At 68.8% G+C, this 23690-nt stretch carries 21 protein-coding genes and 1 riboswitch; of the genes, 8 read left to right on the top strand and 13 right to left on the bottom strand.

What is annotated here, in order from left to right; all coding sequences use genetic code 11:
* Window positions 1-69 precede the first annotated feature (69 nt).
* From Bsp3421_RS27025 to Bsp3421_RS27015, 3 genes are all read right to left on the bottom strand, one after another.
* Window positions 70-1125 carry a PhoH family protein gene (locus Bsp3421_RS27025; protein WP_273999042.1) on the bottom strand — a complete coding sequence of 352 codons (1056 nt, stop codon included), beginning with the start codon at window positions 1123-1125 and terminating at the stop codon, window positions 70-72.
* Window positions 1126-1152: 27 nt separating this feature from the next.
* Entirely contained in the window at window positions 1153-2526 is a 1374-nt protein-coding gene (gene miaB, locus Bsp3421_RS27020; protein WP_273999040.1) for a tRNA (N6-isopentenyl adenosine(37)-C2)-methylthiotransferase MiaB, read from the bottom strand.
* A gap of 267 nt (window positions 2527-2793) precedes the next feature.
* Complete coding sequence (locus Bsp3421_RS27015) at window positions 2794-3726, bottom strand: LysR family transcriptional regulator (RefSeq protein ID WP_273999039.1); 933 nt, start codon at window positions 3724-3726, stop codon at window positions 2794-2796.
* Between the two features lie 145 nt (window positions 3727-3871).
* On the opposite strand from Bsp3421_RS27015, the gene Bsp3421_RS27010 reads away from it, so the two are divergent.
* From Bsp3421_RS27010 to ribB, 3 genes are all read left to right on the top strand, one after another.
* Window positions 3872-5050, top strand: coding sequence for an MFS transporter (locus Bsp3421_RS27010; RefSeq protein ID WP_273999038.1), 1179 nt, complete (start codon window positions 3872-3874; stop codon window positions 5048-5050).
* A gap of 145 nt (window positions 5051-5195) precedes the next feature.
* Window positions 5196-5858, top strand: coding sequence for a helix-turn-helix domain-containing protein (locus tag Bsp3421_RS27005; RefSeq protein WP_273999036.1), 663 nt, complete (start codon window positions 5196-5198; stop codon window positions 5856-5858).
* A gap of 109 nt (window positions 5859-5967) precedes the next feature.
* Window positions 5968-6116, top strand: a riboswitch (FMN riboswitch).
* A gap of 127 nt (window positions 6117-6243) precedes the next feature.
* Window positions 6244-6963 (top strand): 3,4-dihydroxy-2-butanone-4-phosphate synthase, encoded by a 720-nt coding sequence (ribB, locus tag Bsp3421_RS27000; RefSeq protein ID WP_273999035.1) that lies wholly within the window; start codon window positions 6244-6246, stop codon window positions 6961-6963.
* 241 nt (window positions 6964-7204) lie between these two features.
* Here ribB and Bsp3421_RS26995 read toward each other — a convergent pair whose 3' ends face one another.
* From Bsp3421_RS26995 to glpD, 4 genes are all read right to left on the bottom strand, one after another.
* Complete coding sequence (locus tag Bsp3421_RS26995; protein ID WP_273999033.1) at window positions 7205-7891, bottom strand: HAD family hydrolase; 687 nt, start codon at window positions 7889-7891, stop codon at window positions 7205-7207.
* 153 nt (window positions 7892-8044) lie between these two features.
* Window positions 8045-8761: an MIP/aquaporin family protein gene (locus Bsp3421_RS26990; RefSeq protein ID WP_273999031.1), complete on the bottom strand. Its 717-nt coding sequence runs from the start codon at window positions 8759-8761 to the stop codon at window positions 8045-8047.
* 94 nt (window positions 8762-8855) lie between these two features.
* A complete protein-coding gene (gene glpK / locus Bsp3421_RS26985; RefSeq protein ID WP_273999030.1) occupies window positions 8856-10358 on the bottom strand; it encodes a glycerol kinase GlpK in 1503 nt (500 codons plus the stop codon).
* 82 nt (window positions 10359-10440) lie between these two features.
* Window positions 10441-11967 carry a glycerol-3-phosphate dehydrogenase gene (gene glpD, locus Bsp3421_RS26980; protein ID WP_273999028.1) on the bottom strand — a complete coding sequence of 509 codons (1527 nt, stop codon included), beginning with the start codon at window positions 11965-11967 and terminating at the stop codon, window positions 10441-10443.
* A 165-nt stretch (window positions 11968-12132) separates the two neighbouring features.
* Between glpD and Bsp3421_RS26975 the strand changes: the two genes are divergently transcribed.
* On the top strand, window positions 12133-12507 hold the full coding sequence (locus tag Bsp3421_RS26975; protein WP_273999026.1) for a hypothetical protein: 375 nt from the start codon (window positions 12133-12135) through the stop codon (window positions 12505-12507).
* A 78-nt stretch (window positions 12508-12585) separates the two neighbouring features.
* Here the strand turns inward: Bsp3421_RS26975 and Bsp3421_RS26970 are convergent, their stop codons facing one another.
* Both Bsp3421_RS26970 and Bsp3421_RS26965 read right to left on the bottom strand, forming a co-directional pair.
* Window positions 12586-12783 carry a hypothetical protein gene (locus Bsp3421_RS26970; RefSeq protein WP_273999025.1) on the bottom strand — a complete coding sequence of 66 codons (198 nt, stop codon included), beginning with the start codon at window positions 12781-12783 and terminating at the stop codon, window positions 12586-12588.
* 340 nt (window positions 12784-13123) lie between these two features.
* The gene (locus Bsp3421_RS26965; RefSeq protein WP_443111533.1) at window positions 13124-13969 is read right to left on the bottom strand and encodes a DeoR/GlpR family DNA-binding transcription regulator; all 846 of its coding nucleotides are present in this window, start codon (window positions 13967-13969) and stop codon (window positions 13124-13126) included.
* Window positions 13970-14129: 160 nt separating this feature from the next.
* Here Bsp3421_RS26965 and Bsp3421_RS26960 point away from each other — a divergent pair, with 160 nt between their 5' ends.
* From Bsp3421_RS26960 to Bsp3421_RS26950, 3 genes are all read left to right on the top strand, one after another.
* Window positions 14130-15770, top strand: a complete 1641-nt coding sequence (locus Bsp3421_RS26960; RefSeq protein WP_273999023.1) for a gamma-glutamyltransferase family protein — start codon at window positions 14130-14132, stop codon at window positions 15768-15770.
* A gap of 275 nt (window positions 15771-16045) precedes the next feature.
* Complete coding sequence (locus Bsp3421_RS26955) at window positions 16046-16873, top strand: ferritin-like domain-containing protein (protein ID WP_273999022.1); 828 nt, start codon at window positions 16046-16048, stop codon at window positions 16871-16873.
* A gap of 33 nt (window positions 16874-16906) precedes the next feature.
* Entirely contained in the window at window positions 16907-17425 is a 519-nt protein-coding gene (locus Bsp3421_RS26950) for a hypothetical protein (RefSeq protein WP_273999020.1), read from the top strand.
* Between the two features lie 33 nt (window positions 17426-17458).
* On the opposite strand, the gene Bsp3421_RS26945 is transcribed toward Bsp3421_RS26950, so the two are convergent.
* From Bsp3421_RS26945 to Bsp3421_RS26935, 3 genes are all read right to left on the bottom strand, one after another.
* Window positions 17459-18898 (bottom strand): DEAD/DEAH box helicase, encoded by a 1440-nt coding sequence (locus Bsp3421_RS26945; protein ID WP_273999019.1) that lies wholly within the window; start codon window positions 18896-18898, stop codon window positions 17459-17461.
* 126 nt (window positions 18899-19024) lie between these two features.
* Entirely contained in the window at window positions 19025-20323 is a 1299-nt protein-coding gene (locus Bsp3421_RS26940) for a c-type cytochrome (protein WP_273999017.1), read from the bottom strand.
* Window positions 20324-20342: 19 nt separating this feature from the next.
* Window positions 20343-21104 (bottom strand): c-type cytochrome, encoded by a 762-nt coding sequence (locus tag Bsp3421_RS26935; RefSeq protein WP_273999015.1) that lies wholly within the window; start codon window positions 21102-21104, stop codon window positions 20343-20345.
* Between the two features lie 395 nt (window positions 21105-21499).
* Here Bsp3421_RS26935 and Bsp3421_RS26930 point away from each other — a divergent pair, with 395 nt between their 5' ends.
* Window positions 21500-22432, top strand: a complete 933-nt coding sequence (locus Bsp3421_RS26930) for a CopD family protein (RefSeq protein WP_273999013.1) — start codon at window positions 21500-21502, stop codon at window positions 22430-22432.
* A gap of 42 nt (window positions 22433-22474) precedes the next feature.
* On the opposite strand, the gene dgoD is transcribed toward Bsp3421_RS26930, so the two are convergent.
* Window positions 22475-23623, bottom strand: coding sequence for a galactonate dehydratase (gene dgoD / locus Bsp3421_RS26925; RefSeq protein ID WP_273999011.1), 1149 nt, complete (start codon window positions 23621-23623; stop codon window positions 22475-22477).
* Between the last annotated feature and the right edge of the window lie 67 nt (window positions 23624-23690).

The raw sequence follows: 23690 nt of genomic DNA, 5'->3' as shown, positions 1-23690 counted from the left end.
CGTCGAAGTGAACGGGCCGAGCATACACCAAATGGCCGGGCGGCCCGGCGGCGCCCGGCCCGGGACGGATCAGTCGTCCTGATGCTGCGCGTGGAAGCCGTCGTAGGCTTCCACGATGCGCGCGACGAGCGGATGGCGCACCACGTCCGCGCTCGTGAAGCGCGTGAGCGCGATGCCGCGCACGCCGTTGAGCACCTGCTGCGCCTCGACGAGGCCGCTCTTGTGGCCGCGCGGCAGGTCGACCTGGCTCGTGTCGCCCGTCACCACGGCCTTCGAGCCGAAGCCGATCCGCGTGAGGAACATCTTCATCTGCTCGGGCGTGGTGTTCTGCGCCTCGTCGAGGATGATGAACGCATGGTTCAGCGTGCGGCCGCGCATGTAGGCGAGCGGCGCGATCTCGATCATCTGGCGCTCGAACATCTTCGCAGTCTTGTCGAAGCCGAGCAGGTCGTACAGCGCGTCGTACAGCGGGCGCAGGTACGGGTCGACCTTCTGCGCGAGATCGCCGGGCAGGAAGCCGAGCCGCTCGCCCGCCTCGACCGCGGGCCGGGTCAGCACGATGCGCTTGACCTGGTCGCGCTCGAGCGCGTCCACCGCGCAGGCGACCGCGAGATAGGTCTTGCCGGTGCCGGCCGGCCCGATCCCGAAGGTCACGTCGTGCGACAGGATCTGCTTCAGATACTCGCGCTGCGCGGGCGTGCGGCCGCGCAGGTCGGCGCGGCGCGTGTAGAGCTTGGGGCCCGCCTCTTCGCCGGTTTCGTCGTCGAGCCGCACGGCGGGCTCGTCGAACGGATGATCCGGATCGCCGCGAAAGCGCACGTCGAGCTCGTCGCCGCCGCCGTTCGGGCGCGCGGCCCGGCCGGTGTGGCGGGCCTCGACGAGCGCGAGCTGGATGTCGTCGAGCGACAGCGGATCGCGCGCGCGGTTGTAGAAGTTCTCGAGTGCGGTCAGCGCGAGCCTCGCGCCGCGGCCGCGGATCGCGATCCGGTGGCCGCGCCGCTGCAGCGTCACGTCGAGCGCCTGCTCGATTTGCCGCAGATTCTCGTCGAGCGGACCGCAGAGGTTGGCAAGGCGCGCGTTGTCGTCGCGCGGCGCGGTGAATTCCAGTGCTTGGGCGGGCTTCAAAGTGGCGTCAGGCTCCTGCGGGGGGCTTCAGTGCGTGGCCGCGCTGGCGTCGTCGTGCGCGAGCACGAGTTCGCCGCGCAGCGAGTGCGGGTACGCGTGGTTGATCTTCACGTCGATCATCTGGCCGATCAGGCGCGGGTGCGACGCGACGGGCGCCGGGAAATTCACCACCCGGTTGTTCTCGGTGCGGCCTGCCAGTTCGTTCGGATCCTTGCGCGAGGGCCCTTCGACGAGAATGCGCTCGACCCGGCCGACCATCGACCGGCTGATCCGCGCGACGTTTTCCTCGATGGTCGCCTGCAGGTGCTGCAGGCGGCGCAGCTTGACTTCGCGCGGGGTGTCGTCGTGCAGGTTCGCGGCCGGCGTGCCGGGGCGCGGGCTGTAGATGAACGAGAAGCTGGTGTCGTAGCCCATCTCCTCGACGAGCGCCATCATCTTCGCGAAGTCGTCCTCGGTCTCGCCGGGGAAGCCGACGATCAGGTCGGTCGCGAGCGACAGGTCCGGGCGGATCGCGCGCAGCTTGCGGACCACCGACTTGTATTCGAGCACCGTGTAGCCGCGCTTCATCGCCATCAGGATGCGGTCGGAGCCGTGCTGCACCGGCAGGTGCAGGTGGTTCACGAGCTTCGGCACCTTCGCGTAGACGTCGAGCAGGCGCTGCGTGAATTCCTTCGGATGCGAGGTCGTGTAGCGGATCCGCTCGATGCCGGGCAGGTCCGCGACATATTCGATCAGCGTCGCGAAATCGGCGATCTCCTGCGCGCCCTGCGTGAGCGCGCCGCGATAGGCATTCACGTTCTGGCCGAGCAGCGTGACTTCGCGCACGCCCTGTTCGGCCAGGCCGGCGATCTCGGTGAGCACGTCGTCGAGCGGGCGCGACACTTCCTCGCCGCGCGTGTACGGCACCACGCAATAGCTGCAGTACTTGCTGCACCCTTCCATGATCGACACGAACGCGCTCGGGCCATCGACGCGCGCGGGCGGCAGGTGGTCGAACTTCTCGATCTCGGGGAACGTGATGTCGACCTGCGCGCGGCCGCTCGCGCGGCGCGCGTCGATCATCGACGGCAGCCGGTGCAGCGTCTGCGGGCCGAACACGAGGTCGACGTACGGCGCGCGCGCGACGATCGACGCGCCTTCCTGGCTCGCGACGCAGCCGCCGACGCCGATCAGCAGGTCGGGGCGCGCCTCCTTCAGCTCGCGCACGCGGCCGAGGTCGGAGAACACCTTTTCCTGCGCCTTCTCGCGCACCGAGCAGGTGTTGAACAGGATGATGTCCGCGTCTTCGGGGGTGTCCGTCTTGACGAGGCCTTCAGCGGCGTTGAGCACGTCGACCATCTTGTCCGAGTCGTACTCGTTCATCTGGCAGCCGAAGGTTTTTACGTAAACTTTCTTGGTCATGGGGGTTCGCCGTTCGCAGTGGTTGACCTGGGGGCGTCGTTCAAAAGCCGATCGGGGACGGATCGCAACGCGCTGAAGTGCGCCGCCGCCGCGCGCCTTGGGCGCGGCGGCACGCATGCGCGAGCAAATGCCGTCGGGAAAGCTTTCCATTATAGCTTTTCGGGCCCGCCCGGCGGATATCCGCCGCGTGACAGGCGGCGCGCGGTTGCGGCGGCGCGACGCCGGACGCGCAGGGGATGAGACCCTTTCGGGGCGGTCGGCGCCGGATCAGCGGCACGCGGTCAGCAGGTCGTCGAGCGCGGCCTCCTCGGCCGCGAAGCGCTCGATCAGGAAATCGAGCAGCGCGCGCACGCGCGGCGCCATGTAGCGCTTGCCGGGGTAGATCGCGTGCAGCGGCGCGTCGTGGTGCCGCCAGTCCGGCAGCAGGACCTTCAGGCGGCCGGCGCGGACGTCGTCCGCGACGTCCCAGATCGACTGGAGCGCGATCCCGTGGCCGCGGATCGTCCACGCGCGCATCAGGTCGCCGTCGTTGGTCTCGTAGGCGGACGCGAGCGGGGCGATGTAGGTCTGGGTCACGCCGGCGCGGCTGAAGCGCCAGGTGTTGAGCGGGCCCGACGCGATCGTGACCACGTTGCAGCGGAACCGCGCCAGATCGTGCGGATCGCGCGGCGCACCGTGTTCGGCGAGATAGCCGGGCGCGGCGCACAGCACGCGGCGGTCGGCGGCCAGCCGCCGGGCGACCAGCGCGCCGTCGGGCGGCGCGGCGAAGCGGATCGCGAGATCGATGTCGTCCTGCCACAGGTTCGACGACGAATCGGTCGCGGTGAGCGCGAACCTCACGTCCGGATGGCGCGCGCTGAACGCGTCGAGCCAGTCGAGCAGCTGGTGGCGGCCGAAGTCGGAGGTGGCCGACAGCCGCAGCTTGCCGCTGACCGCGCCGCGGCCGCTGTGCAGCAGCGCGTCGGCGTCGTCGAGCGCCTGCAGCGCCTGGCGGCAGCCGTTCAGGTAGAGCCGGCCTTCCTCGGTCAGGCGCAGGCGGCGGGTCGAGCGCTCGAACAGCCGGGTCGACACGGCGGCCTCCAGCTTCGCGAGCCGCGCGCTGGCGGCGGCGGGCGTCAGGTTCAGCTTGCGCCCGGCGGCGGACAGGCTGCCCAGCTCGGCGGCCTCGACAAACAGGCGGATATCGCCGAGCCGGTCCATGTGATTCTTCCAGGATTTTTGAAAATGATTCAAATGCTACGCCAATTATCAAAAATGAGCGTATTCGAGACAATGCGCGCTCGATTGCATCTTTGATGCGGCGCGGCAACGGTTCCGCGCCGCCTTGCCGGACCCGGAGCCTTCCATGCCTATTCCCTTGCTGGCGCTCGCGATCAGCGCGTTCGCCATCGGCACCACCGAATTCATCATCATGGGCCTGCTGCCCGACGTCGCGCGCGACCTGTCGGTCACGCTGCCGTCCGCGGGCCTGCTCGTCAGCGGCTACGCGCTCGGCGTCGCGGTCGGCGCGCCGCTGCTCGCGGTGCTGACGAGCCGCATGCCGCGCAAGGCCGCGCTGCAGCTGCTGATGGCCATCTTCATCGTCGGCAACGTGCTGTGCGCGATCGCGTCGGACTACGCGATGCTGATGGTCGCGCGGGTCGTCACCTCGTTCGCGCACGGTTCGTTCTTCGGCATCGGCGCGGTGGTCGCATCGTCGCTGGTGCCGGCCGACAAGCGCGCGAGCGCGATCGCGCTGATGTTCACGGGCCTCACGCTGTCGAACGTGCTCGGCGTGCCGTTCGGCACCTTCATCGGCCAGCTGCTCGGCTGGCGCGCGTCGTTCTGGATCGTCGCGGGCCTCGGCGTGGCCGCGCTCGCGGGCGTCGCGGCGCTGGTGCCGAACCGGCACGACGCGGGGCCGGTCGGCCTCGGCCGCGAAGTGCGCGTGCTCAGGGATCCGCAGGTATGGCTCGCACTCCTGATGACCGTGCTCGGCTTCGGCGGCGTGTTCGTCGTGTTCACCTATATCGCGCCGATCCTCGAGGACGTGAGCGGCTTCTCGCCGCGCGCGGTGTCGCTGATCCTGGTGCTGTTCGGCGCGGGCCTGACGATCGGCAACACGCTCGGCGGCAAGCTCGCCGACCGCGCGCTGATGCCGGCCCTGATGGCGATCCTGGTCGCGCTGATGGCGGTGATGGCCGTGTTCGCGAAGACGAGCCACCTGCCGGTCGCGTCCGCGATCACGGTGTTCGTGTGGGGCATCGCGGCGTTCGCGACGGTGCCGCCGCTGCAGGCGCGCGTGGTCGAGAAGGCCGCGCATGCGCCGCATCTCGCCTCGACGCTCAACATCGGCGCGTTCAACGTCGGCAATGCGGGCGGCGCATGGCTGGGCGGCCTCGCGCTCACGCACGGCTTCGCGCTCGACGCGCTGCCGTGGGTCGCGGTGCTCGTCACCGGCGCGGCGCTCGCGGTCACGTTCGGCGCGTCGCGGCTCGACGCGCGCGGCGCGGCCGGCGCGGGCGCCGCGTCGGCGACGCGATAACCGGCCGGCATGCGCCGGGTTGCGGCGCATTCCTCCGCGATGCTGATAACAGTGTGAAGATAACTTCGTTTGCCCGCGCGGACCCGGGTGCTAGTCTTGCCCCACCTAATTCACTGGGTTGCGACGCAGCCCCGGAGGCCAAGCCATGCATTCATCCCTGGCGCTCGTGCGCGATGTATCCGCCGCAGATGCCGCGGTCGCGGCGTTCGCGCCGCAGGAGCCGTTCGATGCGCTCGAACGGGTGGTCGGCGTGAATCTCGCGCGGCTGCGCGCCGAGCGGCAACTGTCGCTCGACGCGCTCGCGCGCTTGTCCGGCGTGTCGCGGGCGATGCTCGCGCAGATCGAATCGGCGCGCAGCGTGCCGTCGATCAAGGTGCTGTGCAAGATCGCGGCGGCGCTCAAGGTGTCGGTCGCGGCATTCCTGCGCCGCCATGCGGTCAACGGTTTCGAGCATCTGCCGGCGGAACGCGCGGCGCACGTGGTCAGCTCGAACGGCCGCTTCTCGACGCGCGCGCTGTATCCGGAAGGCGAACCGTCGGCGACCGAGTTCCACGCGCTGCGCGTCGCGCCGCTGCATACCGAGACCGGCGTGCGCCGCGCGCCGGGCACGAGCATCAATCTCGTCGTCAGCGAGGGCACGTTGGAAATCAGCGTGCATGACCGCCGCCAGCTGCTTGCCACGGGCGACGCGATCGTGTTCGACGCGGACCAGCCGTACACGCTGCGCAATCCCGGCGACACCGAGGCGCGCGCGTTCCGCGTGACGGTCAACGCCGAGGTGCCGCCGCGCTGGCATGTGCCGCAATGACGGCGCCGGTTTAGACGGGGCCGTCGGTCGGGTTTTGAGGGTTTCCGCTGCGACTTTCGCGCAGCTGTTGTATGCTTGGCCCGCCGGTCGATCCGGTGTTTTTCAATCAGTGCGTCTTCAGGGCGGGGTGCAATTCCCCACCGGCGGTAGGCTGGCGAGAAGCCGGCGAGCCCGCGAGCGCCCGTGCCCTGCACGGGGTCAGCAGATCTGGTCCGATGCCAGAGCCGACGGTCATAGTCCGGATGAAAGAAGATGTGCAGATAGTCACGTGCGTCGAGACGCGTCCGCTGCATGCGCCAAGCATGAGGCGGCGCAGCGTCGTTCTGTCTGTTTGCAATGCCCTGGAACGTTTTTCGCCCAATTTGTCTTGCGAGGAGCGTTTCACATGTCCTTTCCGTTGTCTTCCGCGCCGGCGCCTGCCGACGCCTTTGCCGATCTTCCCCTGCTGGCCGATGAACCGGTGCCGCCGCGCATCGCCGCTGCGCTTGCCGCGTTGCGCGAAGGGCGCGCGGTCGTGTTGCAGGACGATCACGATCGCGAGAACGAGGCCGACCTGATCGTCGCCGCCGAACGGCTCACCGATGCGACGATGGCGCTCCTGATCCGCGAATGCAGCGGCATCGTGTGCCTGTGCCTGACCGACGAGAAGGTCCGCGCGCTTGAGTTGCCGCCGATGGTGCAACTGAACGAGAGCCGCAACGGCACCGCGTTCACGGTGTCGATCGAGGCGCGCGACGGGGTGTCGACCGGCGTGTCGGCGGCCGACCGCGTGACGACGATCCGCGCGGCGATCGCCGACGCTGCGCGGCCCGCCGACATCGTGCGGCCGGGCCACGTGTTCCCGCTGCGCGCGGCGCCGGGCGGCGTGCTCGCGCGGCGCGGCCATACCGAGGGGACGGTCGACCTGACGATCCTCGCGGGCCTCAAGCCGGCCGGCGTGCTGTGCGAGCTGATGAATCCGGACGGCACGATGACGCGCGGCGACGATGTCGCGCGCTTTGCCGAGCAGCACGACCTGCCGATGCTGACGATCGAGGAACTGGTGGCGTTCCGCACCGCGCTCGCGGCCGCGCGCGAGCGCGACGCATGCGTCGACGCCGCGTGATCGGGTGAGGCGGGCCGCCGGCTTGCGGGCCGGCGGTCGGATTCGGATTCGCGGGCCGGGCGGGCCGGTGAACGGCCCGGACGCCGTGCGCGATGGCTGCGCGCGAACGCGGTGTGCGGCGGCGCGGGTCGGCCGCGTCGCGTTCACCGTGCGCCGCCGCGTGCGAAGCGCGGGCAGGAATCGCGCAGCCTCGTCGGGCGTCCGTCGTGACGACGACCGGCATGCCGCGCGTCGTCGCAGTCTACGACTGCAGATCCCCGAACGCGCCGCGCGCGCCTGCCGCGACGAGCGCGGGCAGTTCGTCCATCGAGCGCATGATGCGCGTCACGCCGAGCTTGCGCAGCACGTCCTCGTATCCGCCCGGAATGTGGCTCGCGCCCACGAACGCGATCGTCTTCATGCCGGCCGCGCGTGCGGCGTTCAGGCCGGACATGCTGTCCTCGATGACGAGGCAGCGCGACGGATCGACGCCGAGCGAGAGCGCGGCGAACAGATAGACGTCGGGATAGGGCTTGGGATGCGCGACCTGCTCGGCGCTGAACACGCGCTCGCCGAACACGTCGGTCAGCGCCGCGCGCTTGAGCGAGCGCCGCACCCGGTCGAGCCCGCTGTTCGACACCACGGCCACCGGCAGCTTCACCTTCAGCAGGGCCTCGCGCACGCCGGCAATCGGCGTGAGCGAACGGGCGAGCGCGTCCTCGACGCGCTGTTCGATCGTTTGCAGGAAGTCGGGCGGCATCGTGATGCCGTGACGCGTTTCGAGACCCGCGAGAAAGCGCGAGGTCTGCTGGCCGAACGCGGCTTTCGCGTCGGCGGTGAAATTGATGCCGGGGAACGTGTCGGACAGCGTGTCGAACAGCACGCGATCGGCGATCACTTCGCTGTCGACGAGGACGCCGTCGCAGTCGCAGATGAGATGGTCGAGCATAGGAGCAGGGACGAAGGCAGGAATCAGCAGTCAGTCGCCATCATACGTGCTTTCACCCGCGACGCGGTGGGTCGTCTCCATGCAAAAAACCCGCCGGGGCGGGGCCGCCGGCGGGTTTTGGCGGGCCTGGGTGGCCCGCCGCACACATCGCGCTCAGCGCGCCGAATGCAGGTACAGGTAGAGCCCCGCTGCGAGCGAGCCGCCGAGCAGCGGCCCGAGCACGGGCACCCACGCATAGCGCCAGTCGCTGTCGCGCTTGCCCGGGATCGGCAGCAGCGCGTGCATGATGCGCGGCGACAGGTCGCGCGCGGGGCTCATCGCGTAGCCCGTCGGGCCGCCGAGCGAGATGCCGATGCCGAGCACGAGGAGACCGACCGGCAGCGCGTCGAGCGCGCCGAGGCCGACTTGCGGCGCGGCGAGGTACAGCACGCCGAGGATCAGCACGAAGGTGCAGATCGCCTCCGTCAGCACGTTGTGCGTGACGCTGCGGATCGCGGGCGCGGTGCAGAAGACCGCGAGCTTCAGGTCGGGATCGACTTCCTTCGCGAAGTGCTGGCGATACGCGAGCCAGACGAGCAGCGCGCCCGCCATGCCGCCGAGCATCTGCGACACGATGTAGCCGAGCACCTTCGACCACGCGAACTTGCCCGCGAGCGCGAGGCTGATCGTGACGATCGGATTCAGGTGCGCGCCGCTGAACGAGGCGGTCACGTAAACCGCGACGAACACGGCCATCGCCCAGCCCATCACGATCACGATCAGGTCCGCGCCCCGGCCCTTGGTCTTCGCCAGCAATACGTTGGCGACCGCGCCGTTGCCCAGCAGCACGAGGATCGCCGTGCCGATGAATTCTGCAATATAAGGTGACATGTTTGTCTCGCTCTACCAATGCGGCGGACTCGCGCGAAGGTCGCGCGGCCCGCCTGCTATTTCTAATGAAGGGTTGTTTTACCGGTGCCGCAGTTTACTTCGTGTCGTCGGCCCAGGCCTTCGCCGCGCGCACCGCGCGCTGCCAGCCGGACAGACAGGCGCTGACTTCACGGTCCGCCAGCGACGGGGAGAAGCGCTTGTCGAGCTGCCACTGGCTGCGCAGGTCGTCGAGGTTTTCCCAGTAGCCGATCGCGAGACCCGCGAGATACGCGGCGCCGAGCGCCGTGGTCTCGGTGATCTGCGGACGCACCGCGTCGACGCCGAGCAGGTCTGCCTGGAACTGCATCAGCAGATTGTTCGCGCTCGCGCCGCCGTCGACGCGCAGCTCGCCGATGCGGATGCCCGAGTCGGCCTCCATCGCCTTCAGCACGTCGAGCGACTGGTAGGCGATCGAATCGAGCGCCGCGCGCGCGAGGTGCGCGGACGTCGTGCCGCGCGTCACGCCGAACAGCGAGCCGCGCGCGCGCGGGTTCCAGTGCGGCGCGCCGAGGCCGGCGAAGGCGGGCACGAGGTAGACGCCGTCGGTGTGCGGCACGCTGGCCGCGAGCGCTTCGATCTCGGCCGCGCTCTTGATGATGCCGAGGCCGTCGCGCAGCCACTGCACCACCGCGCCCGCGATGAAGATGCTGCCTTCGAGCGCGTAGTTCACCTCGTTGCCGACCTGCCATGCGATCGTCGTCACGAGGTTGTTCTTCGACTCGATCGGCTTGGTCCCGGTGTTCATCATCAGGAAGCAGCCGGTGCCGTAGGTGTTCTTGACCATGCCCGAGGTCGTGCACATCTGGCCGAACAGCGCCGCCTGCTGGTCGCCCGCGATGCCCGCGAGCGGGATCTTCGAGGCGAACACGGTGGTCTTGGTGTTGCCGTAGATCTCCGACGACGCGCGCACTTCCGGCAGCATGCTGCGCGGGATGTCGAGCGCTTCCAGGAGATCGTCGTCCCACTCGCGCGTGTGGATGTTGAACAGCATCGTGCGCGACGCGTTGGTCACGTCGGTCACGTGCAGCTCGTGCTTGGTGAAGTTCCACACGAGCCAGCTGTCGACCGTGCCGAACGCGAGCTTGCCCTGGCGCGCCTTCTCGCGCGCACCCTCGACGTTGTCGAGGATCCAGCGGATCTTGGTGCCGGAGAAGTAGGAGTCGATCGGCAGGCCGGTCTTCGCGCGCACCTTCTCGTCGAGGCCCTGCGCCTTCAGCTGGTCGCAGAAGTCGGCGGTGCGGCGGTCCTGCCACACGATCGCGTTGTAGATCGGCTGGCCGGTCTCGCGATCCCACACGATCGTGGTTTCGCGCTGGTTGGTGATGCCGATCGCGGCGATCGACGTGCCGTTCAGGCCGGCGCGCGTGACGGCTTCCGCCGCGACGCCTGCCTGGGTCGACCAGATTTCCTGCGGGTTGTGCTCGACCCAGCCCGGTTGCGGGTAGATCTGCTCGAATTCCTTCTGAGCGATCGACACGATATTGCCCTGACGATCGAACAGCATCGCGCGGGAGCTGGTGGTGCCCTGGTCGAGAGCGAGAATGTACTGATCCTGCATTTGTCTCATCTCCATGCAAGCGTAGTTGTGATGCGCGCCGCGGGGAGCGGCGCGTGGGGTGTTACCGGACCTTCCGTGCCATTCAGTGCGCAGCCGCGGTCGGTCGGGCGGTCGCGAACCAGGCGTCGAGCGCGGCGGCGACCGCGTCGAGCGTGCCAGGCGCGACATGCAGGCCGAGCTTCGAACGGCGCCACAGCACGTCCTCCGCGCGGGTCGCCCATTCGACGTCGCGCAGGTAGCGCAGCTCCGCTTCGTAGAGACCGGGCGCGATCGGCGCGCCGAGTTCCGCGAGCGAGGTCGCGCCGCCGAGCACGCTCGCGGCGCGCGTGCCGTAGGCGCGCGCATAGCGTCGCGCGAGCCCGGCGGGCAGCCACGGATGACGTTTCGCGAAGGCCTCGGCGAACGGCGCGAAGCGCGCGTCGGCGATGTCGCCGCCGGGCAGCGCCGCGCCGGCCGTCCAGGCGCCGGCGGGCTTGTCGAGCGAGCGGCACAGCAGGTCGGCCGCTTCTTCGGCGAGCTTGCGGAAGGTCGTGATCTTGCCGCCGAACACCGACAGCAGCGGCGCGCCGTTGTCGTCGAGTTCGAGCCGGTAGTCGCGCGTGACCGCGGACGGATTGTCGGCGCCTTCCTCTTCGAGCAGCGGGCGCACGCCGGAATAGGTCCAGTGCACGTCGGCGGGCGAGATCTTACGCTTGAAATAGCGATTGATCGACTCGCACAGGTAGAGCGTTTCGTCGCGGTCGATCGCGACCTTGGCCGGATCGTGGTGATATTCGACGTCCGTCGTGCCGACCAGCGTGTAGTCGTGCTCGTAGGGAATCGCGAAGATGATCCGCTTGTCCGGGTTCTGGAAGATATACGCGTGGTCGTGATCGAACAGGCGCTTCGTGACGATATGGCTGCCCTTCACGAGCCGCACGCTGTGCTGCGCGCCGCGGCCGAGCGCGCCGTGCAGCACCTCGCCGACCCACGGGCCGGCGGCGTTCGCGATCGCGCGCGCGTGTACCGTCAGCGTCTCGCCGTCGGGTTGGCGCAGCTGCGCGACCCATTCGCCGTCGCGGCGCTCGGCCGAGACGAGGCGGGTACGGGTCAGGATGCGCGCGCCGCGCTCCTGCGCGTCGAGCGCGTTCAGCACGACGAGCCGCGCGTCGTCGACCCAGCCGTCCGAGTAGACGAAGCCGCGCTTGATCGAATCGATGAGCGGGGCGCCGGCCGCGTGGCGGCGCATGTCGATGCCGCGCGAACCGGGCAGCAGCTCGCGCCGCGCGAGGTGGTCGTAGAGGAACAGGCCGAGACGGATCAGCCACGCGGGCCGCAGGTTCGGCATGTGCGGCATCACGAAGCGCAGCGGCCACATGATGTGGGGCGCCGCGCGCAGCAGCGTCTCGCGCTCCTGCAGCGCCTTGCGCACGAGCCCGAATTCCTTGTACTCGAGGTAGCGCAGCCCGCCGTGGATCAGCTTCGTGCTGCACGACGAGGTGTGCGAAGCGAGGTCGTCCTGCTCGCAGAGCAGCACCGACAGGCCGCGGCCGGCCGCATCGCGCGCGATGCCCGCGCCGTTGATCCCGCCGCCGACGACGAGCAGATCGTATCGGTTCAGTTGAGTCACCTGCTGTCCCTTATCGTCTTAACAGAAAATGAGACGAACTAGAAATGTTCGAATTCGAAATTTAATGAACAAAATTGAAAAAGTAAAGTTCGTTTAAGAGGGCCGGGTGGCGCTACGGGCAATCCCGGACGATACTCACGGGATCGTGGCAATCCGAGGTGGAACATGCGCAACTGGATGGCGGCCGGCGCGCTCGCGCTCCTGGCCGGATGCGTGGGCACGCCGCCCCTGACGGGCGGCTGGGGCGCGCCGTCGTTCGCCGCGCTGCAGACGCAGTGCGGCGGGGCGGAGGCCGATTACGGCGCGGACGCGCAGCCGGTGTATTCGGCGCTCTACGATGCGTGGGTCGCGAAGCGGCACGGCGGGCTGACGGACGCGCGGTTCTGCGCGTTCGGGCGTGAGCTGGCCGCGCGTCACGCGGCGCTCGGCGCGCGCGACGACGCGGCCGCGCGCGGCGCGTGGGCGGACTATTTCAACGGGGAGCGCGCGAAAGCGCTGAGCTGGCGCGCGGCGGTCGATCCGACGCTGCGCGGCGGTTGAGGACGAGAGACGCCAAGCAACGCGGCGCGCGTGGCGCGCCGCCGGATGCCCGTCAGGCCGCGGGCGGGCGGGCCCGCTTCACGAGAAGCGGTGCTTGATCGATCTGAGGGCGGCGTCGCCGCTTTCGGTGACGCAGTATTTGCGGCCCGAGCCCAGCGCCTCGAGCTTGACGAGCTGACGTTCGAGCAGGGCGTCAAGTTCGTCGCGTTCCATGTCGGCTTGGTCGGGGGCGTCCTTCACAAGCAATAGCGTGGCAAATTCATGCGGACTGAGCATCGTTCTCTCCATGACAACCGTACTGCCCACGTATCGGGAGGCCCGGTACGCGTCACCCAGCGAGGGAAGGCGTGGGGGGAAAAGCCGCTACCGCCGGCACGGTCATCACCGGCTACCCGCATTGCGCGGACAGCCGCGCCGGGATTGGGAGTCTAGTCAATCGCCGGGACTTCTCCAAATCCCGCCCCGAAAATTTTCCGATTGACAGGTTTGGCGCGTCCGAGCGGGTGCGCTTGCGTGGCAACTTCTTGATTTGACTTGAGGTTTGGGTTGCGACGCAACAGCGCGAAGGCGGTCGGTTATCGGTCGTCGGATCGCCGGGCCCCGGGTCTCCGGCTGTTCATTCCGCCACGAACACCTGGGTGCCGGCCGCGGCGACGGTCTCGCTCATCTCCGCTGGCAGCGGCTTGTCGGTGAACAGCGCATGGATCTGGCTCAGGTGGCCCTGGCGCACCAGCGCCGGGCGGCCGAACTTCGAATGGTCGGTGACGAGGTAGACGGTGCGCGCATGCTCCATGATCGCCTCGGCCACCCGCACCTCGCGCGTGTCGAAGTCGCGCAGCGTGCCGTCGGTCTCGATCGCCGAGGTGCCGATGATCGCGTAGTCGACCTTGAACTGGCGGATGAAGTCGATCGCCAGCTCCCCGACGATCCCCTTGTCCCACGGGCGCACGATGCCGCCCGTGATCAGCACCTCGCACTCCGGATAGCCGCTCATCATCGCCGCGACGTTCAGGTTGTTGGTGACCACGCGCAGCCCGTGGTGGCGGTTCAGCGCGCGCGCGACCTCCTCGGTCGTGGTGCCGAGATTGATGAACAGCGACGCCTGGTCGGGGATGTGCGACGCGGCGAGCGCGGCGATGCGGCGCTTCTCGTCGTGGAACATCCGCTGGCGCGCCGTGTACGACACGTTTTCCGAGCTGGTCGGCAGGCTCGCGCCGCCGTGGTAGCGGCGCAGCAGGTTCAGGTCGGCGAGCCAGTTGACGTCGCGGCGGATCGTCTGCGGCGTCACGGCGAAATGCGCGGCGAGATCGTCGACGGTCACGAAACCGTCGCGCTGCACCCAATCGAGCAGTTCCTGCTGGCGCGCGTTGAGGCTGATGCGGGGGTCTCGGGTCATGGGATGCGTGCGAGTCGTTCGGAGGACGGTGGGTACGCGGTATTGTAAGGGTGTTCGAACGAACATTCCGGCGCGCCGTGCGCGCGCGTACCCGTCCTATTCATGATTTGAATGAATGGATTCATGTGATAAATGAATTTGATCGAATCCGCCTTTCACGTTGCAATGGCGGGTTGCGGCCGCGCGGCGCGGCCCGCCTTTCCCGTATCGACCCGAGAGTGCTGACATGACCCGCTTTGCCTGGCAGAACCCGTATCCGACGACGCGCGTGCCCGTGTTCGCGCGCAACCTGGTGTCGACCTCCCATCCGCTCGCGGCGCAGGCCGGCCTGCGGATGCTGTGGAAGGGCGGCAATGCGGTCGACGCGGCGCTCGCGGCCGCGGCGATGATCACGGTGGTCGAGCCGGTGTCGTGCGGCCTCGGCGGCGATGCATTCGCGCTGGTCTGGGATGGCGCGCGGCTGCATGGGCTCAACGCCTCGGGCGTCGCGCCGGCCGCGTGGAACCCCGACTACTTCCGCCGCCGCCACGGCGACGCGGGCGACGGCCTCGCGCGGCAGCCGAAGCGCGGCTGGGACACGGTGACCGTGCCGGGCGTGATCGCGGGTTGGGAGGCGCTGCACGCGAAGTTCGGCTCGCTGCCGTTCGCGGATCTGCTCGAACCCGCGATCGAGGTGGCCGAGCGCGGCCACGCGGTCGCGGCGATCGTCGCGCACAAATGGGCGGCGGCCGTGCCCGAGCTGCACGCGCTGCCGGGCTTCGCCGACACCTTCATGCCGCGCGGGCGCGCGCCCGAGGTCAGCGAGCGGGTGTGTTTCCCGGGCCATGCGCGCACGTTGCGCACGCTCGCGCGCGAAGGCGCGCGCGCGTTCTACGAGGGCAGCCTCGCAGAGGCGATCGCGGGCTTCGCGCGCGACGGCGGCGGTGCGCTGACGGCCGAGGATCTGCGCGGCTACCGGGCCGAATGGGTCGAGCCGATCGGCAAGGACTATCGCGGCCGCACGGTGCACGAGATTCCGCCGAACGGGCAGGGGATCGCCGCGTTGATCGCGCTGGGCATCATGGAGCGTTTCGATCTCGACGGCCTGCCGCTCGACTCGGCCGATGCGCAGCACATCCAGATCGAGGCGATGAAGCTCGCGTTCGCCGACGTGTACCGCTATGTCGCCGAGCCGCGCGCGATGGACGTCACGCCGGAACAGATGCTCGACGACGCCTACCTCGACGCGCGCGCGAAGTTGATCGATCCGAGGCGCGCGACCCATTTCAGCTTCGGCATGCCGCGCGCGGGCGGCACCATCTACCTGAGCGCCGCCGACGAGCGCGGCATGATGGTCAGCTTCATTCAATCGAACTACATGGGCTTCGGTTCCGGGCTCGTGGTGCCGGGCACGGGCATCGCGCTGCAGAACCGCGGCTGCGGGTTCTCGATGGATCCGGCGTCGCCGAACGTGGTGGCGGGCGGCAAGCGGCCGTTCCACACCATCATCCCGGGCTTCGTCACGGAGCAGGCGGCGGGGCGGCGGGAGGCGGTGATGAGCTTCGGCGTGATGGGCGGCGACATGCAGCCGCAGGGCCACCTGCAGACCATCGTGCGGATGCTCGGCTACGGCCAGCAGCCGCAGGCCGCGTGCGATGCGCCGCGCTGGAAGGTCAACCGCGATTTCACGCTCGACGTCGAGTCGACGCTCGATCCGGCGGTGGTCGCCGAGCTGACGGCGCGCGGCCATGCGATCAAGTCGGTTGACGATCCTTACATGGATTTCGGTTCCGGCCAGTTCATCTGGCGACTCGATCGCGACGAGCCCGAGCGCGGCTACGTGGCGGCGAGCGACAGCCGCCGCGACGGGCTCGCGGCCGGGTTTTGAACGGGCGCCGCGCATCGCGCCCGGCGGGCGGCCCACGGGCCGCCTTTTTTATTGGGGCGGCTTTGGAATGACTTGTCTAATATTGGGTAAGCGCTCCGGTGGAACCGCGTCTACCCTGGACGGTCAGTGTTTGAAGGCACGAGCATGAAAGTCCGGCTAAGATGCCCGGACCTATCGACTAACCGATTTCAAAGTGCCGCATTCGACAAGATCGCCAACCGCGCACCTTCGTGCCCGGCTGGGGTCCTGCCGGATACGGCGCTAGGGAGCCCACCATGCAGGCTGAAGCGACGCATGTCATGCCCTGGCGTATCGAAGATATCGACTTGACGAGGATCGACCGCCAGCGCGCGGCGGCGAACGAGGATCTGCTGCTGTTGCTGTGCGCGGCCTCGTTCATCGAGAGCGGGTCCGATCTTTACACCAGCAACCTGAGTCAGTTCTTCGGCGACGATCCGGAAGTATCCGAATGGCTCAACACGCATTGGGAACACGAGGAACTGCAGCACGGCCGCGCGCTGAAGGCGTATATCGCGCACGTGTGGCCCGAGTTCGACTGGGATCGCGCGTTCGCCAGCTTCTTTGACGAATATTCGAAAACCTGTTCGGTCGAGGCGTTCGAGAAGACGCGTGCGCTCGAGATGGTCGCGCGCTGCGTCGTCGAGACCGGCACCGCGACGCTCTACCGCGCGATCAACGAGTGTTCCGACGAGCCCGTGCTCAAGCAGATCACCGACTACATCCGGACCGACGAGGTGCGTCATTACAAGCACTTCTTCAAATATTTCAAGAAGTACAACCGGATCGAGGGCAACGGCCGGCTCGCGGTGCTGGGCGCGTTGCTGCGTCGTGTGATGGAGATCAAGAACGAGGATTCGGAGATCGCGCTGCGGCACGTGTTCGCGACCCGCTATCCGGAGCGCGTCGGCGACGCCGTCTACAACCGCGAGCGCGCGGCGCGCGTCAATGCGCTGGTGCGTCGCAACCTGTCCGCCGACATGTGCGTGAAGATGTTGCTCAAGCCGCTCGACCTGCCCGCGCGGATCCAGCCGGGCGTCCATTACCCGCTTGCCAAGCTGACCCAGCATGTGCTCTTCCGTTGAGCGCGGCGCGCCCTGCTCCGCGAGGATTCCTCCGTGACCGACACCGACCGCGCCGCGCTTGAGCGCGTGCATTACGACGCCTGGCCGTCCGCCGTCGCCGCGCTGTTCGACGGTGCGCGGCTTGCCGCCAAGGCCGGCTTCACCGCGTCGCTGCTGGTGGCCGACGAACTGGACGGCCTGCCGCAGATCCGCACCACGCTGCTCAGCGCGGGCGAGCTGTACGCGCCCGACGCACGCACGCTGTACTTCGCGCTATGGCCGCAATCGCGCGGCGCGCGCGCGTTGCCGCAGCGGCGCGCGGCGACGCTGAGCTTCGTGTGGGACGGCGCGTTTCATCAGGCGCAGTTGTCGGTCGAGCCCGCCGGCGCGACGCCGGACGGTCTCGCGGTTTTTCGCGCGACGCTGGCGGGCGCGGAGGCGCAGCGGGTCGGTTACGCGCGGCTGGCGACGGGCATCACGTTCGAACTGGGCGAGGCCGCCGATGCGGTGCTGGCGCGCTGGGCGCGCCAGGTCGCGCAGCTGACGGCGCTCGCGAACGCGGCCCCCGCATAGCGGCACGCCCCGGGCGGAGCCGGGGCGTGGGGTTCAGTGGCCGCGTTGGCCGCTGCGCGACGAACGGCTGCGGTTCGCGTGCGCGCCGCCGCCGCCCGTGCCGGCCGCCGGTCGGCCGCCGTTGCCGCCGCCGCCTTGCGGCGCGCGCGGCTTGGCGGGCTGTTTGGCCTGCTTCGCCTGACCGCCTTCGCTGCGGCGCGGCGCGGCCTGCGCCGGCGCGGGCCCACCCGCGCGCGGCGAACGTTGGCCGCCGCCGGCGTTGCCGCCGCGCTGACCCTGACCTTGACCTTGACCCTGGCCGCGACGCTGGATCGGCTCCGGCTTCGCGTTCGGATCGGGCTCGAAGCCCGAGATCACTTCCTGCGGAATCTCGCGCTTGATGAGCCGCTCGATGTCGCGCAGCAATTGCTTCTCGTCGACGCAGACGAGCGACACCGCCTCGCCGTTCGCGCCCGCGCGGCCGGTGCGGCCGATCCGGTGCACGTAGTCCTCGGGCACGTTCGGCAGGTCGAAGTTGACGACGTGCGGCAACTGGTCGATGTCGATTCCGCGCGCGGCGATGTCGGTCGCGACCAGCACCTGCAGCGTATTGCTCTTGAATTCCGACAGCGCGCGCGTGCGCGCCGACTGGCTCTTGTTGCCGTGGATCGCGAGCGCGCTGATGCCGTCCTTCGCCAGCTGTTCCGCGAGCCGGTTCGCGCCGTGCTTGGTGCGGGTGAACACGAGCACCTGGAACCAGTTGTGTTCGCGGATCAGGTGGGTCAGCAGCTCGCGCTTGCGGTCGCGGTCGACCGGGTGGATCTTCTGCGCGATCTTTTCGGCGGTGGTGTTGCGGCGAGCGACCTCGATCAGCGCGGGGTTGTCGAGCAGGCTGTCGGCGAGCGCCTTGATCTCATCGGAGAAGGTTGCGGAGAACAGCAGGTTCTGGCGCTTCGGCGGCAGCTTCGCGAGCACGCGCTTGATGTCGTGGATGAAGCCCATGTCGAGCATCCGGTCGGCCTCGTCGAGCACCAGGATGTCGAGCTGCGAGAGATCGATGGTCTTCTGCTGCATGTGGTCGAGCAGGCGGCCGGGCGTCGCGACGACGATGTCGACGCCGCGCCGGAGCGCATCGATCTGCGGATTGATGCTGACGCCGCCGAACATCACGGCCGAGCGCAGTTTCACGTACTTGCTGTACGCGCGCACGCTTTCCTCGACCTGGGCGGCGAGTTCGCGCGTCGGCGTGAGAATCAGCGCGCGCACCGTGCGCTTCGCGCCCGGATGGGACGCATAGAAGGTGTGCAGGCGCTGCAGGATCGGCAGCGTGAAGCCGGCGGTCTTGCCGGTGCCGGTCTGCGCGCCGGCGAGCAGGTCGCCGCCGCCGAGTACGGCGGGGATGGCCTGGGTTTGGATCGGGGTCGGCTCGGTATAACCGAGTTCGTTGACGGCCCGCACCAGCGGTTCGGCGAGGCCGAGGGAAGCGAAAGACATGAGCGACTCTTACTTTATAGGGAGGGGCGAGGTCGCCGCGCGGCCGGCGCGGGAGGACATCGCCAAAAGACAAAAGGGCGCGGCCGCGGTTTCCCGCAGCCGCGCCCCGTTTGCGTCATTCGATACTTAGTCGAGTGGCGCGGAACGCAGATCACTCACCTGCTGCGGCGAGATCGGCGAACCGTTGTTGCCCCACGACGAGCGGATGTACGTAACGACCGCCGCGACTTCCTGATTCGACAGCGATTGCGCAAACGGCGGCATGCCGTACGGGCGCGGATTCTTGAACGTGCTCGGCGGGTAGCCGCCGTTGAGCACCATGCGGATCGGGTTGACCGCCGATTCCATCATGATCGAGTGGTTCTGCGCGAGCGGCGGGTAGGCCGGCGGCTTGCCCTGGCCCGAAGCGCCGTGGCAGGTCGCGCAGTTGTCCGCGTAGATCTTCTTGCCTTGCTCGAGCAGCTCGCCGCCGAATTGCTTCGACGGCTCGTACTGCATGTTCTTCGGCGCCTCGGCCTTCTGCGGAATCGACTTCAGGTAGGTCGACATCGCCCGCGTGTCCTCGTCGCTCATGTACTGCAAGCTGTTGTGGACCACGTCGGCCATCGGGCCGAACACCGCGCCCTTGTTCGACACGCCGGCCTGCAGCAGGTCGGACAGCTCCTGCACGTGCCAGTCACCGAGGCCCAGTTCCTTGTCGTTCGTGAGCGACGGCGCATACCAGTTCTGCAGCGGGATCAGGCCACCCGCGAAGGCCGCCGAACTCACCGGGCCGCCCATCATGTTGATCGAGGTGTGGCACATGCTGCAGTGGCCGAGACCTTCGACGAGATAGGCGCCTCGGTTCCATTCGACCGACTTGGTCGGATCCGGCTTGTACTCGCCTTCCTTGAAGAACAGCGTGCGCCAGCCGATCAGCAGGTTGCGGTTGTTGAACGGGAACTTCAGCTCATGCGGACGGCTCGCCACGTTGACCGGCGCGACCGAGCGCATGTACGCGTAGATCGCATCCGAATCGGCGCGCGTGACCTTCGTGTAGCTCGCGAACGGGAAGCCCGGGTACAGCAGGCTGCCGTCCTTCGAGCGGCCGGTGTGCATCGCGCGATAGAAATCGTCGGAGGTCCACTTGCCGATGCCGTACTTGTCGTCCGGCGTGATGTTCGGGGTGTACATCGTGCCGAACGGCGTCGCCATCGGCAGGCCGCCCGCGAAGGGCTTGCCGCCGCGCACCGTGTGGCAGGCGATACAGTCGCCGACGCGCGCGAGGTATTCGCCCTTCTTGATGAGCGCGGCCTGGTCGGCCGGCGTCGCGGCGACGGCCGCTGCGCCGTGCAGCGTGTCGCTGCCGGGCCAGAACACCGGCACGAGCGCTGCTGCCGCGACGATCACGACAGCCGAGAGTGCAAACAGGGACTTGCGTTTCATTTAATCTGTCTCCCGAGCCTTATTGCGGTTCGCTGCCGCAGGCGAGCGGAGTCTTCATCGAACGGGCCGGGGCGGGTACGGGGTTGGCGGGCGCCGGTTGGGCGGCGAGCCACGCCGTCACGGCAGTCACGTCTTCGTCGGAAAGCTTGCTGGCGATCTCGTGCATGCAGTCGGGCGCCTTCGCGTGGCGCGTGCCGGACCGCCATGCGCCGATCTGCGCGCTCAGGTAGTCGCTGTGCAGGCCGACGAGACCCGGGATCGCGGGCTGCATGCCGGTCAGCGCGGTGCCGTGGCAGGCCACGCACGCGGGCAGCTTGCGCGCCGGATCGCCGTGCAGCGCGAGCTGCTTGCCGCGCTCGACGGTCGCCGCCGGCAGCGTCGGCTTCGCGGGCGTCGGGTAGGGCGGACGCTGTTCCGAGAAGTGCCGCGCGATCTCGTGCAGGTAATCGTCGTTCAGGTACGTCAGCAGATAGTTCATCGGCGGGTACTTGCGGCGGCCGTCACGGAAATTGACGAGCTGGTTGTACAAGTACTCGGCCGGCTTGCCCGCGAGACGCGGGAAGTAATCGTTATCGGTGCCCTGGCCCTGGGTGCCATGACATGCCGTACAGCCGCGCACACGCTCGGCCATCGTATCCGGCGCCTTGAGCGGCGCCTGGGCCGCGGCTTGCTCCGTGGGCTTGGTCTGCGCCTGCGCAGTGCTCAGGAAGCCCGCTCCGCCGATCAACAGAACGGCGAGCAGCGGACGGAAGAGGCGTCTTGAAGACAAACGAGACTCCATTGTTATTCGTCGGGGACCTGACCGGGCTTCGATCGGCCCGGCGTGACGGCGGTAACGGCAAACGGCAGGCAGCAGGGCTGCTGCGCCGCGGCATTCTATCATCGATGGGTAATCCCGGCTATTTGGCGCGGCCGACGCGGTTCCGTCAATGCGCGCCATTGCGACAATTTGACGCTGAAATGATGCGCGGGCGGTGAACCCGGCTGCGCATCCGGCATCGAAGACCGTACACTCGCGGGTCGCGCGAGGCCGTTGCGGCGGCCTTTTCGTGGCATTCGTTTACTTTTTCCGATCCAGCCGATGACGCTTCTTGCCGTGCAATTGCTCGAAAACAACAGTTCCGCCTCCCGGTCCGCCGCGCTCCCGTCCTGCACCGTCGCGCAAGGCGGTGCGCGATGAAGCTCGACAGCCTGTGGTTCGGTCAGGTCGCGCTGGCCGCGTTGATGGACATCGCGTTCGCGATGGCGGTCGGCTCGGCGCTGCTGAAGGGCTGGCTCGCGAAGGACGGTGCGCGGCCGCGCATCGCGCCGTCGCATCCGGCCTGGCTGCGCGCCCAGCGCTCGCTGGTCGTCGCGGCCGCGGTGCTGCTGCTGGCCGACTGCGGCTGGCTGGTCTATCAGGCCGCCTCGATGAGCGGCGCGGGCCTCGGCGGCGCGCTCGACGCGCTGCCCGTGGTGCTGATTCAGACGCATACCGGCCATGCCTGGGGCGTCGCGGCGGGCGGCGCGTTGCTGCTGCTGGCGGTCGCGCTCGCGCGCCCGGACAGCCCGCTCTCCTATGCGCTGCTGTGGCTCGCGGTGATCGCGATCGCCGCGGGCAAGGCCTCGCTCGGCCATGCGGCCGACGCGGGCACGTTCTCGGCCGCGGCCGGCGTGCAGGCGCTGCACCTGCTCGCGACCGCCGTCTGGGGCGGCCTCGTGCTCGCGGGCGGGCTGGCGGTGCTGCCCGCGCTCGGCTCGTCGATCGCGCGCGGCGCGTTGATCCGCGTCGCGCAGCCGCTGTCGCGGCTGTCCCTGGTCGCGTTCGGGTTCGTGCTGGCGACGGGTGCGCTGAACGTGGTGCGCGGCCTCGGCGGCTCGCTCGCGCCGCTCGACGGCAGCACCTGGGGGCGCGTCCTGCTGCTCAAGCTGTCGCTCGTCACGCTCGCGGTGCTGCTGGGCGGCCTGAACCGCACTGCCGCGCTGCCGCGCCTGCGGCGCACCGCGTCGACCGAGGACGCCCACACCTTCTGCAACATACTGCACCTCGAGGCGCTGACGATGATCGGCGTGTTCATCGCGGCGGCGGTGCTGTCGTTCAGCGTGCCGGGGTTCGCGGCGCTGGGCTGATGCGCGACGGGAGGGGCGCTCCGCCGGGCGGCGCTCCGCCGTTCACCACTCGGCGACGCTGCCGTCCGCGTGGCGCCACACGGGGTTGCGCCAGCGGTGGCCGACGCGGGCCATCTCGCGAACCTTGTCCTCGTTGACCTCGATGCCGAGCCCCGGGCCCTGCGGGATCGCCACGAAGCCATCCTCGTAGCGGAACACCTCGGGGTTGCGCAGGTAGTCGAGCAGGTCGTTGCCCTGGTTGTAGTGGATGCCGAGGCTCTGTTCCTGAATGAAGGCGTTGTAGCTGACCGCGTCGAGCTGCAGGCACGCGGCCAGCGCGATCGGCCCGAGCGGGCAGTGCAGCGCGAGCGCGACGTCGTAGGCTTCCGCGAGGGTGGCGATCTTGCGGCACTCGGTGATGCCGCCCGCGTGCGAGGCGTCGGGCTGGATGATGTCGACGTAGCCGCCCGCGAGCACCTGCTTGAAGTCCCAGCGCGAGTAGAGCCGCTCGCCCAGCGCGATCGGCGTGCCGGTCTGGCTCGCGATGTCGCGCAGCGCCTCCGCGTGCTCGGACAGCACCGGCTCCTCGATGAACATCAGCTTGTACGGGTCGAGTTCCTTCGCGAGCACCTTGGCCATCGGCTTGTGCACGCGGCCATGGAAATCGACGCCGATGCCGACGTGCGGGCCGACCGCCTCGCGCACCGCCGCGACGTTCGCGATCACCTGCTCGACCTTGTCGAACGAGTCGACGATCTGCAGTTCCTCCGAGCCGTTCATCTTGACCGCCTTGAAGCCGCGGTCGACCACCGCGCGCGCGTTGGCCGCGACGTCGTGCGGACGGTCGCCGCCGATCCACGAATAGACCTTGATGCGGTCGCGGACCTGGCCGCCGAGCAGCGCGTGGATGGGCGCGTCGTGATGCTTGCCCTTGATGTCCCACAGCGCCTGGTCGACGCCCGCGATCGCGCTCATGGTGATCGGGCCGCCGCGATAGAAGCCGGCGCGGTACATCACCTGCCAGTGATCCTCGATGCGCAGCGGGTCCTGGCCGATCAGGTAGTCGGCCAGCTCGTGCACGGCGGCTTCGACCGTGTGCGCGCGACCCTCGACGATCGGCTCGCCCCAGCCGACCAGCCCCGCGTCGGTCTCGATCTTCAGGAACAGCCAGCGGGGCGGGACGATGAAGGTCTCGATGCGGGTGATTTTCATCGCGGGAGTCTCCTGGTCGGGTGCGATCGGAACGATGCGTCGATACTACACCGGTCGTTTTAAAAGT

Source organism: Burkholderia sp. FERM BP-3421 (genome assembly GCF_028657905.1).
Lineage (GTDB): Bacteria > Pseudomonadota > Gammaproteobacteria > Burkholderiales > Burkholderiaceae > Burkholderia.
The sequence above is the reverse complement of the archived record's forward strand: the minus strand, read 5'-3'. Positions and strand labels throughout refer to the sequence as shown.

Bases quoted from the DNA above. Each gene is read 5' to 3' on its own strand.
- Bsp3421_RS26970 (WP_273999025.1), bottom strand. From the start codon at position 12,783: ATGCTCAGTCCGCATGAATTTGCCACGCTATTGCTTGTGAAGGACGCC.
- Bsp3421_RS26930 (WP_273999013.1), top strand. From the start codon at position 21,500: ATGAAGCTCGACAGCCTGTGGTTCGGTCAGGTCGCGCTGGCCGCGTTG.
- Bsp3421_RS27005 (WP_273999036.1), top strand. From the start codon at position 5,196: ATGCATTCATCCCTGGCGCTCGTGCGCGATGTATCCGCCGCAGATGCC.
- Bsp3421_RS27010 (WP_273999038.1), top strand. From the start codon at position 3,872: ATGCCTATTCCCTTGCTGGCGCTCGCGATCAGCGCGTTCGCCATCGGC.
- Bsp3421_RS26945 (WP_273999019.1), bottom strand. From the start codon at position 18,898: ATGTCTTTCGCTTCCCTCGGCCTCGCCGAACCGCTGGTGCGGGCCGTC.
- dgoD (WP_273999011.1), bottom strand. From the start codon at position 23,623: ATGAAAATCACCCGCATCGAGACCTTCATCGTCCCGCCCCGCTGGCTG.
- glpK (WP_273999030.1), bottom strand. From the start codon at position 10,358: ATGCAGGATCAGTACATTCTCGCTCTCGACCAGGGCACCACCAGCTCC.
- Bsp3421_RS27015 (WP_273999039.1), bottom strand. From the start codon at position 3,726: ATGGACCGGCTCGGCGATATCCGCCTGTTTGTCGAGGCCGCCGAGCTG.
- Bsp3421_RS26990 (WP_273999031.1), bottom strand. From the start codon at position 8,761: ATGTCACCTTATATTGCAGAATTCATCGGCACGGCGATCCTCGTGCTG.
- miaB (WP_273999040.1), bottom strand. From the start codon at position 2,526: ATGACCAAGAAAGTTTACGTAAAAACCTTCGGCTGCCAGATGAACGAG.
- Bsp3421_RS26965 (WP_443111533.1), bottom strand. From the start codon at position 13,969: ATGTTCGTTCGAACACCCTTACAATACCGCGTACCCACCGTCCTCCGA.
- Bsp3421_RS26940 (WP_273999017.1), bottom strand. From the start codon at position 20,323: ATGAAACGCAAGTCCCTGTTTGCACTCTCGGCTGTCGTGATCGTCGCG.
- Bsp3421_RS26995 (WP_273999033.1), bottom strand. From the start codon at position 7,891: ATGCTCGACCATCTCATCTGCGACTGCGACGGCGTCCTCGTCGACAGC.
- Bsp3421_RS26975 (WP_273999026.1), top strand. From the start codon at position 12,133: ATGCGCAACTGGATGGCGGCCGGCGCGCTCGCGCTCCTGGCCGGATGC.
- ribB (WP_273999035.1), top strand. From the start codon at position 6,244: ATGTCCTTTCCGTTGTCTTCCGCGCCGGCGCCTGCCGACGCCTTTGCC.
- Bsp3421_RS26960 (WP_273999023.1), top strand. From the start codon at position 14,130: ATGACCCGCTTTGCCTGGCAGAACCCGTATCCGACGACGCGCGTGCCC.
- Bsp3421_RS26935 (WP_273999015.1), bottom strand. From the start codon at position 21,104: ATGGAGTCTCGTTTGTCTTCAAGACGCCTCTTCCGTCCGCTGCTCGCC.
- Bsp3421_RS26955 (WP_273999022.1), top strand. From the start codon at position 16,046: ATGCAGGCTGAAGCGACGCATGTCATGCCCTGGCGTATCGAAGATATC.